The 10,132-nt window shown below is 60.1% G+C and carries 13 protein-coding genes; 3 read left to right on the forward strand and 10 right to left on the reverse strand.

What is annotated here, in order from left to right; genetic code table 11:
* The 10 genes from VEK15_13985 to rpmH all read right to left on the reverse strand — a co-directional run.
* Nucleotides 1-264: hypothetical protein (locus VEK15_13985; protein ID HXV61802.1), on the reverse strand; the 264-nt coding region annotated here is incomplete at its 3' end.
* Nucleotides 261-689: a hypothetical protein gene (locus VEK15_13990; protein ID HXV61803.1), complete on the reverse strand. Its 429-nt coding sequence runs from the start codon at nt 687-689 to the stop codon at nt 261-263. The genes VEK15_13990 and VEK15_13985, both read right to left, overlap by 4 nt.
* Before the next feature lie 114 nt (nt 690-803).
* Nucleotides 804-1,205 carry a polymer-forming cytoskeletal protein gene (locus VEK15_13995; protein ID HXV61804.1) on the reverse strand — a complete coding sequence of 134 codons (402 nt, stop codon included), beginning with the start codon at nt 1,203-1,205 and terminating at the stop codon, nt 804-806.
* 46 nt (nt 1,206-1,251) lie between these two features.
* Entirely contained in the window at nt 1,252-2,136 is an 885-nt protein-coding gene (locus tag VEK15_14000) for a ParB/RepB/Spo0J family partition protein (protein HXV61805.1), read from the reverse strand.
* Nucleotides 2,114-2,890 (reverse strand): ParA family protein, encoded by a 777-nt coding sequence (locus VEK15_14005; GenBank protein ID HXV61806.1) that lies wholly within the window; start codon nt 2,888-2,890, stop codon nt 2,114-2,116. The genes VEK15_14000 and VEK15_14005 overlap by 23 nt, the downstream gene beginning before the upstream one ends.
* Before the next feature lie 56 nt (nt 2,891-2,946).
* Nucleotides 2,947-3,606 (reverse strand): RsmG family class I SAM-dependent methyltransferase, encoded by a 660-nt coding sequence (locus tag VEK15_14010; protein HXV61807.1) that lies wholly within the window; start codon nt 3,604-3,606, stop codon nt 2,947-2,949.
* Nucleotides 3,607-3,624: 18 nt separating this feature from the next.
* The gene (locus VEK15_14015; GenBank protein ID HXV61808.1) at nt 3,625-4,113 is read right to left on the reverse strand and encodes a R3H domain-containing nucleic acid-binding protein; all 489 of its coding nucleotides are present in this window, start codon (nt 4,111-4,113) and stop codon (nt 3,625-3,627) included.
* A gap of 2 nt (nt 4,114-4,115) precedes the next feature.
* On the reverse strand, nt 4,116-5,819 hold the full coding sequence (gene yidC, locus VEK15_14020; protein HXV61809.1) for a membrane protein insertase YidC: 1,704 nt from the start codon (nt 5,817-5,819) through the stop codon (nt 4,116-4,118).
* 16 nt (nt 5,820-5,835) lie between these two features.
* The gene (yidD, locus tag VEK15_14025; protein ID HXV61810.1) at nt 5,836-6,030 is read right to left on the reverse strand and encodes a membrane protein insertion efficiency factor YidD; all 195 of its coding nucleotides are present in this window, start codon (nt 6,028-6,030) and stop codon (nt 5,836-5,838) included.
* A gap of 424 nt (nt 6,031-6,454) precedes the next feature.
* A complete protein-coding gene (gene rpmH / locus VEK15_14030) occupies nt 6,455-6,589 on the reverse strand; it encodes a 50S ribosomal protein L34 (protein ID HXV61811.1) in 135 nt (44 codons plus the stop codon).
* 344 nt (nt 6,590-6,933) lie between these two features.
* On the opposite strand from rpmH, the gene dnaA reads away from it, so the two are divergent.
* The 3 genes from dnaA to VEK15_14045 form a co-directional block, all read left to right on the forward strand.
* The gene (gene dnaA / locus VEK15_14035; GenBank protein ID HXV61812.1) at nt 6,934-8,256 is read left to right on the forward strand and encodes a chromosomal replication initiator protein DnaA; all 1,323 of its coding nucleotides are present in this window, start codon (nt 6,934-6,936) and stop codon (nt 8,254-8,256) included.
* A 274-nt stretch (nt 8,257-8,530) separates the two neighbouring features.
* Nucleotides 8,531-9,640 (forward strand): DNA polymerase III subunit beta, encoded by a 1,110-nt coding sequence (dnaN, locus tag VEK15_14040; GenBank protein HXV61813.1) that lies wholly within the window; start codon nt 8,531-8,533, stop codon nt 9,638-9,640.
* 98 nt (nt 9,641-9,738) lie between these two features.
* On the forward strand, nt 9,739-10,132 hold a 394-nt coding region (locus VEK15_14045; GenBank protein HXV61814.1), incomplete at its 3' end, for an ATP-binding protein.

A 10,132-nucleotide genomic window follows, 5' to 3' on the forward strand; every position in this document is an offset into this window, starting at 1 on the left:
TGCCTCGAGTCGGGCGAGGAGCTCGTCTGCCTTCAGACGCTCGCTGTCGGCACGCTTCTGCTTTACCTTCGCTTCCTCGAGCGAGGAGCGGATCTGTTCGGTCTTCGCCTCGAGGAAGCCGGCGATTGGCTTGCGGAGCACGAGCGCGAGGATCACGGCCAGGATGGTGAAGTTGACGATGCGCGGGAGCTCGCCGCCCTCTGCCGCCCAGAGCGGGCTCACCGGTACGAGAACCGCTACGGCCACAGCGAGCGCAAGTCTCACGCGATCTCTCTTCCGAGGATCCGCCCTGCTATCTGACGCGCCAACGCGTCGGCATCATGCTCGAGTTGCCGAACCGCTCGATCGGTCTCCGACTCCAGCCGAAGCCGTGCGTCTTCGATCTGCTCGCTCGCTCGCGTCCTTCCCGCCTCGAGCTCGGTGCGGGCTTTCTGCTGCGCGGCTCGGCGTTCGCTTTCGAGGAGGGCGTAACCTTCGGCTCGCGCCTCTTGCACCGCCGAGGCCACGCGGGCGCGCGCCTGTTCGATCGTGCGCTCGGCGTCGCCCCATGCCGTGGCCGCGCGCTCGATGCGAGTTTCGCGCTCTTCCATCGTACGAGCGAGCGGTTCGAAGAACTGATTCTTCAATACGAATACCAGCGCGAGCACGAGCGCGAGGATGACGAAGGCGGTCGCGTCGACGGAAATCAATGGGTTGCTCTGAAAATCGGATGGATACGCACGAAGCTCTAAAATATATCACGCGATTCGAAGATCCGTCAACGTGCCAACCCACCCCCGATGCGAAGCGGACTCTTGTTATCTTCATTCTGAAGGGACAAACCGCTTCACTTTGTCAGACGCGACGTCCCGGGGAGCGCTTCGCGCGCCCTGCATGGTGCACTGTCCGTCGAACTGCGCCCCTTCGCTGACGACGAGAACCTTCGTGTCGAAACTGCACTCGCATCGCGCCGGCTCGTGGAGCTCGACCCGTTCGGTCGCCCGGACACTACCCTTGAGTCGGCCTCTCACCGAGATTCTGGCCACCTCGATCTGGGCGTTCACCTCCGCCGACTCGCCCACCACGAGGAGCCCACCCGAACGAATCGTCCCTTCGAACTTCCCGTAGATGCTGAGAGTGTCTTGAAAAGTCAAATCGCCGTGGAACTCCGTCCCTTTGTCGAGGAACCCTGACAAGTCCCCTCCTGGCTCGCCTTTTCGTTTCACGCTGGCTTGGGTCCTTTCTGTTGATGTTTTTTCCGAGGACCTGGGCTCAGCCCTTGCTGCCGCGACCCGTCCGCAGCGAAGGAGCCGCCGCGAGCAGCCCGTCGTAAAGGCGCTGAAGCTGGTCTTCGGTGTGGAAGTCTATCTCGACTCGCCCGCGCTTGCCCTGGCGAACGATTCGCACCTTGGTGCCGAGCGCCTGCTCGAGCCGCTTCTCGGCGTCCCGGGTGTTGGCATCCTGGCTCTGCTTACGGGCGCCGGCACCAGCCATGGCCTTGCCGGCGGCGCTGACTCGACGCTCCACGTCGCGAACGCTCAGTCCGCGATCGACGATCTCCTTGGCGATGGCCACTTGGGTGTCGGGAGACGTGAGCGCAAGCAGAGGTCGCGCGTGGCCTGGGGACAGTTTTTGCTCGCCGATGAGCATCCGAATCTCTCGGGGAAGACGTAGCAGGCGTAACAGATTGGCCACCGTCGACCGATCCTTCCCCACGCGGTTGGCGACCTGCTCCTGAGAGTACCCGAGCTCGGAGATTAGGCGGCGGTAGGCCGACGCCTCCTCGATCGGATTGAGCTCCTCGCGCTGGATGTTCTCGACGAGGGCGACCTCGAGGGCTTCGGCGTCGGATACTTCCCGGACGAGCACCGGCAGCGTCGCAAGCCCCGCTTTCTGGGCTGCCCGCCACCGCCTCTCTCCCGCGATGATTTGATAACGGGCGCCGGTGCGCCGAACCACGAGCGGCTGAACCACCCCTTGCTGAGTCATCGAGTGCGCGAGCTCTTCGAGTTTTTGCGCATCGATGTGCTGCCGTGGCTGGTTTGGATTGGGGTCGATGAGCTCCACGGCAACCTGGGCGAGCTGCCCGCCGTCGCCGGGAGAGGCGGTGTCCGGCAGCAGCGCGGCGAGACCCTTACCCAACGCTTTGCGCTTCATGCGAGAGGATCTCCCGGGTCAACGACAGATAGGCCTCGGCACCCTTCGAGCGGATGTCATAGAGCAGGATCGGTTTGCCGAATGATGGCGCCTCGGCGAGACGAATGTTTCGCGGAATCACAGTCGTGAAGACGACACCGGGAAAATTGTCTCGGACGTCCTCCATGACCTGATTCGTCAGGTTCGTTCGCTCGTCTACCATCGTGAAGACGATGCCCTCGATGCGCAGGTCCGGATTGAAGGCCGACCGGACACGCTCCACCGTCGACAAGAGCTCGGTGACGCCGGCGAGCGCAAAGAACTCACATTGCAGCGGTATCAGCACCGAGTCTGCCGCGACCAGGGCGTTGAGAGTCAGGAGGCCGAGTGAGGGTGGGCAGTCGATGAACACGTAGTCGAACGCGGGCGCGACCGGAGCGAGAAGCTCCCTGAGGCGGTATTCTCTCCGGGGCTGGTCGACGAGCTCGAGCTCCGCACCGGTAAGATTCCTCTCCGACGGCATCAACTTCAGCGTCTCGAGCTGCGTGTCCCGAATAATCTCCTGGGCGGGAGTCCCTTGGATGAGTCCACGGTACACGGTCGGCCGGCTCGCCGCCGGCTCCATGCCGAGGCCGGACGTCAGATTCGCCTGCGGATCCATGTCGACCACGAGGGCCTTTTTCTCCGCTACAGCAACCGATGAGCTCACACTGATTGCGGTGGTCGTCTTGCCGACACCGCCTTTTTGATTGGCGATCGCGACCGTGTGGGCCATTTTTCCGTGTTAGATCGGGGTGCGAAGGCGCAGAGCATACCACAGGGGAGAATGTTTCACGTGAAACATCCCGGCTCCGGGACCCGCTCACAGACCAGCAGCCAGCCGCTCTTCACGTTACCGGCCGGGAGAAGTCGCATGGGTCCCTCGACCCGGAGCGCCGGCCGCTCCTCCAACCGGCGCGCCGCGTCTTTCAGGATACTTTCGCTGCTGAACCAGAGGTGCCTACCCCCACTCGCGAGCCGCGACTCGACATTGTCCAACATCTCTCCCCTGAGTTTGACCCCTCGAGTCGTCACGATGTCGTACCCACCACCCACCCAAGAATCGTCGAAGCGTCCCGTCTCCACCCGAACGTTCTCGAGGCAAAGCAATCGAACGGCCTCCCGAAGGAAACCAGCCTTCAGCCTTCTCGACTCCAACAGAACCCATTCCAGCTCCGGAGTCACAATTGCGAGCGGAAGCGCGGGGCTTCCGGCCCCCGAGCCGATATCGAGCGCCGTCCCGGTCAAAGGAACGTACTTCCTTGCCGCGAAGGCTTCGGCGAAATAGCGTTGCGCTCTTTGCTCTTCCCCGCTCAGACCGCTCAGCGAGATGCGGGCCGACCATTTCTCCAACAGGTCATCGAGGGCCTCGGCGCGCTCCATCCACCCCGCCGGGAATCCTTCGGTACCAACCTCTCGAAACCACCGATTCAGCTTCCCTTTTCGCCTCACCCGCATTCCGCTGGTGCGTTACGCCGGGTGGATGACGACACGCTTCATGAGCCCGTCACCCGCGCTCTCGGTGCGAACCCCTTGCTTCTCCGCTAGGGCGAGGTGAACGATCCGGCGTTCGTAAGGGTTCATCAACCCGAGCTCTTCCTTCCTTCCCGTAAGCCGAACTCGCTCGGAGACTCGGTTCGCAATCTCAATCAACTCGGCCTCCTTGCGCGCCCGGAATCCGTCGCAATCGACGATGACGCGGCCGTCTCCGAGCTGGCGGGCGAAGATTCGATTGAGAAGATACTGAATCACTTCCAGGATCTCGGCCCGATTCCGAACCACGATCTCACGATCCTCTCCCGAAAGCTCCACGTGCACCGTGTCGTTGTCGTCCCCCTCCCCGCCGGAAACGGAGACCGCGAGGTCCCAGTCGAGACACGCGACCATTCGCGACGTGAACTCCTGGACCTCCCCCGACAAAGAATTTCCTTCGTCGCTATCCATAGCTTCCGTCGACACGCCTACTCCTTCTTCTTCGCCTTACGCTTCCGCGAGCCTTGGGGCGAGTCCCCGTCGGTATCCCGCCTCTGGAGATAGCGGTTGGTAAGAACTTGCTGGCCCATGGAAACGAGGTTGTTCGAGAACCAATAGAGAACCAGCCCGGCAGGAGCCCAAGCGAGTATGAACGTGAACATGATGGGCATGAACGACATGATCTTCGCTTGCATCGGGTCCGCGGTCGTTTGCGGCGTCATTTTCTGGATTGCCACCTGGCTCACGCCCATCAAAATAGGCAAGACGAACAAAGGATCGTGCACGGACAGGTCTTGAATCCACCCCGCGAACGGCGCGTGGCGGAGCTCGATCGACACCCTCAAAAGACCGTAGAAGGCGAAAAAGAATGGGATCATCAGGATCATCGGAAGGCATCCGGAGACCGGATTCACCTTGTGCTCCTTGTACAGACCCATGATTTCCTGGTTCATCTGTTGATATCGGGGGTCCGTGGGCTTCACTTTTCGGTACCGGTCGCGAATGCGCTGGATTTGGGGCGCCAACTTTTGCATCCGTCGCATCGACACAAAGCTGTAGTGCTTGAGTGGCACCAGGACGATGTTGATGACCACGGTAAGAAGCACGATCGCCCAACCGTAGTTCCCGACGATCTCGTGGATCTTCATCAACGCGGTGCGCAGCAACAACGCCGGGTATCGCATCCAGCCAAACTCGATAATCTCCGACAGTCCGGGTCGCATCGCCTCGAGCAGCTCCAACTTCTTCGGGCCGAGAAAAAGCTGGAACGAGGCCGGACCCCGCGGCGCCTCGAGGGCTGCCGTGATTACCGTGCGCTCCGCGCCCTCACTAAACGGGACGTTCATCTTCTCCAGTCGGGACCCGTACAGTCCATCGTCGTCCGGAAGCATCAGGGCCGCGAAGTAGTGCGACGCAACGCCCACGGCGGAAACGCTCACGCCGCGCCCCTCTCCCTCCTCGACATCTCCGGCGGCAAACAGGGCCACCTCCCCACGCGACGCCACGACGCCTTTTTCGACGTCCATGTAACGGCTCTGGTTCGCTTGCCGGCCCAGGCCAGGTCCAAACAACACTTCCTTCGCCAGGGGCTCGCCTTGCTCGGTAACGGATACCGTCACGTCCAGATCGTATCGATCGCCCGAAACTCGAATCGCCTTCCGAACCCTGAATCCCCTCCCGTCGGCCCACTCGAAGCTCACCTCAGCACTCTGCTTGCCGCGAAGCTCGACTCTCCGCGGCCCTTCGACACGGTAAAGGCCCCGGCGTGCGGCCTCCGTCCGAGTCGAGTCGTCGAGCCGAACGTCGAGCGGATACAGCCCGCTCTCTGCCGCGGCCTCGATGGCCACGAGCTCGTGAGGCTCCCCTTCGGCATCCTCGTACTGCCGAAGCCTCGCACTCACCAGATGACCGCCCCGATTCGAGAACTCGAGTCGAAGCACGTCGGTCTCGACGACGATACTCTCCTCGACCTTCGCGGAGACCTCAGGCGCCACATCCCCCGACGTCACCCCTTCTTGGGATTTCGAAACGTCGGGACGATCGCTCGAGTCCAAGTCCGCCACCGGCGACTCGGACGCGACGGCCGGCGCTGGTCCCACGACCTCTCGCGGCACATCTGGCGGGAAGACTCGATACCAGAGGGATACGATGAGAAACGTTAGTGCGAAGAACAGAAGCAGGCGCTTTTCCATTCCAGAAACTTATCCCTCAGGGGACGGGATCCACACCCCCGGGGCTGAAAGGGTGGCAACGCAGGAGTCGTGCCGACGCGAGTCGCGCACCTCTAAACGCTCCGTGTTTTCCCACGGCCTCGACAGCGTACTCGGAACATGATGGATAGAATCGGCACGCTCCTCGAAACAACCAAGCGAGGCTCACTTGATACAGCCGAATCCCCGCCACTACCCCGCGGGCCGCCCATCTCCGATCAATCCGCTCCAAGAGAGTCACCAACGTCCCCCGGGCGCTTCGTTCGACCGCGCCAATCTCTCTAGAATATGCCCCAAACCCCGAGCGCACGCCCGTTCCACCTCGGCGCAGCGCGCCTCACCGATTGCCTGCCGCGCGACAAGAACCACGTCCGCCGACACAATCGGCGCTCGATTACTCCTTCGGAAAGCCTCACGCAGAAGTCGCTTCGCTCGATTTCGTGCCACCGAGCCACCGACTCGTCGGCTAGCGACCACACCCAATCGCAACGACCCCAGCTCCGTAGCTCGCACGAACGCCACGAAGAAAGGGCTCACCACGCGCCTTCCTTCGCGATAGGCCAGCTCGAACTCCTTCCGTCGCTTTAGCCGCTTGCCCTCTCGCCTCTCTCTCCGTCTCACACGGCAAGGCGGCGGCGCCCCTTGCGCCGACGTCGCGAAAGGACCGACCGCCCACCATTCGTACGCATTCGTACGCGGAAACCGTGCGTCTTCTTTCTGCGCCGTCGATTTGGCTGAAACGTTCTCTTCATTCGGGCTCTCCCGTCCCGCTTTCGAACCCTACCATCTACGCACTCCCATGCTAGGGGAAACGAGCGATCTTAGCGGCAGCACTCTGTACTGTCAACCGTCAAATTTTCCGTCACTCGCCCGTTATTTTTCTTGTCCGTCCCCAGACCTTGTGCTAGATTACCGCCCTCGTCCGGTCGATTAAAAAAAACTCGGAGTCAAATCAAAACGGGGATGGGGTCCCTCGTATGACCTTTTTTCCACAACTGTTGAAAAATCTGTGGAAAGCCCTCTTGTTGGTTTTCCGCACACCGTGGATCAAATCCCTCCAACCCTTTACTTGCGACTTACTTACAGCTGTTTACCGATGAATCTCTGGGAAGAAGTCCTGCAGCGCATCGAGTCCAAAGTCAACCGGCACAGCTTCAATACGTGGTTCCGTCCTACGAAGCTCCTGCTCGAGACCGGAAGTACCGTCAACGTTCAGGTTCCCAACAACCAATTCCGTGAATGGCTCAACAAACACTACGTTGGCGTCATTCACGAGTCCCTCAATGAGCTTCACCGACCCGATCTGGAAGTCGTATTCGAGACCGAATCCACCGAGCCTCAGGAGTCCAAAGACGACTCTTCACTGCGGCGCCCGCCTCCGGATTCCAATTCACCGAGCACACCTCCACCTCTGAACCCCAAGTATCGCTTTGACACCTACGTCGTCGGCAACAGTAACCAATTCGCCAACGCCGCCGCCCAAGCCGTCGCCGAGACGCCCTCCCGCGCCTACAATCCCCTGTTCATTTACGGCGGCGTCGGCCTCGGGAAGACCCACCTGTTGCACGCTATCGGCCACCGTATCATCGACCACAACCCCTCGCTCGAGCTCCTCTACATTTCCGCCGACAAGTTCATGAACGAGCTCATAAACGCCATTCGCTACGACCGCATCCTCGACTTTCGCGAGAGACACAGATCCTACGACGTGCTCCTCGTCGACGATATCCAGTTCATCGCTGGAAAAGAGCGAACCCAGGAAGAGTTCTTCCACACATTCAATGCGCTTTACGACTCGCAAAAGCAAATCGTGCTCACCAGCGATTCGCCGCCGCGGGAGATCCCAACACTCGAAGAAAGACTCCGATCCCGCTTCGAGTGGGGGCTCGCCGCCGATATCCAGCCTCCGGATCTCGAGACCAAGATCGCCATCCTCCGAAAGAAAGCGGACGCCGAGGGAATTTTCCTTCCCGACGACGTCGCGATCTTTATCGCCTCTCGAATCAAGTCCAATATCCGCGAGCTCGAAGGCTCGTTGATCCGCCTGATCGCCTACTCGTCTCTCACCGGAGGCGCGATCGACATCTCCTTGGCTCGCGAGGTCTTGCGCGACCTCTTACCGGGCGACGAGCGACACATCACTCTCGACTCCATTCAAAAGGTGGTCGCCCACCACTACCGCATCCGAATCGCGGACCTCAAAGCCCGTAACAATGCCAAATCCGTCGCTCTTCCACGTCAGATCGCCATGTATCTCGCCAAATCCCTCACCAAATCCAGCCTTCCCGATATTGGCAAGGCCTTCGGCGGCAAACACCATTCCACCGTCATTCACTCGGTGCGGAAGGTCGACCTCCTTCGAAGTACGGACCCCGAGTTCGACCGTACAATTCAAAGCTTGCTCGATTCCTTTCGCTGACGCTTGCTTCACCAATACGAGCATCCACATTTACACCGCAAAATCCTGTTGACAAGCCTTCGCCAACCGGTGTCATTACGAGCGCGCCTCTTTTTTCAACCAGGGCCCACACTGTACCAACGGGCTTATCAACACTAAATCCACTGGTTTAAATATCTAATTATCAATACCTTACACCCCCTCTTTCCTTTTCTCAACAGGCCCTTCTTGATATAATTACTAAAGGTATCTCTTCATCTATATAAGAAGACCTATTGATTGAAAGGAACACTCAATGGAGTTCACCGCCAGGAAAGAGGACTTGGCCCGAGAGCTCGCACTCATTCAAGGTATCGTCGAGCGGAAAAATACGATTCCGATTTTGGCCAATGTCCTCATCGAGGTCGAGTCCACCGGTCTGACACTGGCGGCCACCGATCTCGATGTTGGCTTGCGCTGCCGTCTGGATGGTGAGGTCGTCAAGCCGGGTGCGCTCACTTTGTCGGCCAAGAAGCTGTACGAGATCGTTCGCGCCGTCTCTGATTCGGACGTCAACGTCGAGGCGATGGAAAACAACTGGGCCTCCATCTCTTCGGGCCGTGCCTATTTCAAGATGGTGGGCCTCGCCAAAACGGAATTTCCCTCCTTGCCCGATCCCCCGTCATCGGGTTTCACTGCGATTCCGGGGGAGGTTCTAGCAGAGTTGATTAGCAAGACCAGTTTTGCGATCACATCCGACGACAACCGTTACTTTCTCAACGGCGCCAAGCTCGAGCTCACCGAAAGGCAATTGCGCATGATTGCCACCGACGGACATCGTCTCGCGTTCATCGCCAAAGAGCGCAGAGAACCGAGCGGGGCGACGAACGTCAGCGTCATCATTCCCAAGAAGACACTTCTGGAGCTGGTTAAGATTCTCGCCGAGCAGGACGGACCCGTCGAGTTCGCCCAGAGCGACAATCATTTATTCTTCAGAATAGGTGAGCGGTTGTTGGTGTCGAAGCGGGTCGACGATCAGTTTCCCGCTTATGACAAAGTCATCCCCCAGAGCAACGAGAAGCGTGTCTCCTGTGCTCGAGAGGAGCTTGCGGGAGCCATCCGTCGCGTGTCTCTGTTGGCCAACGAACGCTCCCGGGCCGTGCGATTTGCCATCGAAGCCGGCCGGGTAGAGGTTTCTTCGCAGAACCCGGAAATGGGTGAAGCGAGCGAGACGGTGGAGGCTGGCTACGACGGTGAACCGTTGCAGATCGGTTTCAATGGGCAATATCTGCTCGATTTCCTGAGCGCGTCGTCGTCCCCGGAAATTCGATTCGAGCTGAAGGACGATGCCTCTCAGGGACTGCTTCGCCCAGCGGGCGAAAGCGAAGGGGACTACTGTTACGTCGTCATGCCGATGAGGCTCTGAGAGCTGACTATCGACGACGCTTTGTCCGTGCAGCGAGCGCGCTCGCTCGTGTGGGACCGTGACCCGGTCGCGCGGCAAGAGGAAGATCGTTAAGAACTATGGAAGAACCACTAGATCAAATCGTGCCAAACCGGCGCAACGACTATACCGCCGATCGGATCCGCGTCCTCGAGGGACTCGAAGGAGTTCGGATGCGTCCCGCGATGTACATCGGCTCGACCGGACCCGCGGGGCTGAATCACCTCGTGTTCGAGGTGGTCGACAACAGCGTCGACGAGGCGTCTTCGGGTTTTTGTACCGAAGTCGACGTGACAATCCACGTCGACAATAGCGTCACCGTAGCCGACAACGGACGGGGCATCCCCGTGGACGTCGAGAAGAAGACGGGAAAACCGGCCGCCGAGGTCGTGATGACTCAGCTCCACGCCGGCGGCAAGTTCGACAGCGACACGTACAAATTCTCGGCCGGCCTCCACGGCGTGGGCGTGTCGG

Source organism: Vicinamibacteria bacterium, from assembly GCA_035620555.1.
Classification (GTDB): Bacteria; Acidobacteriota; Vicinamibacteria; order Marinacidobacterales; family SMYC01; genus DASPGQ01.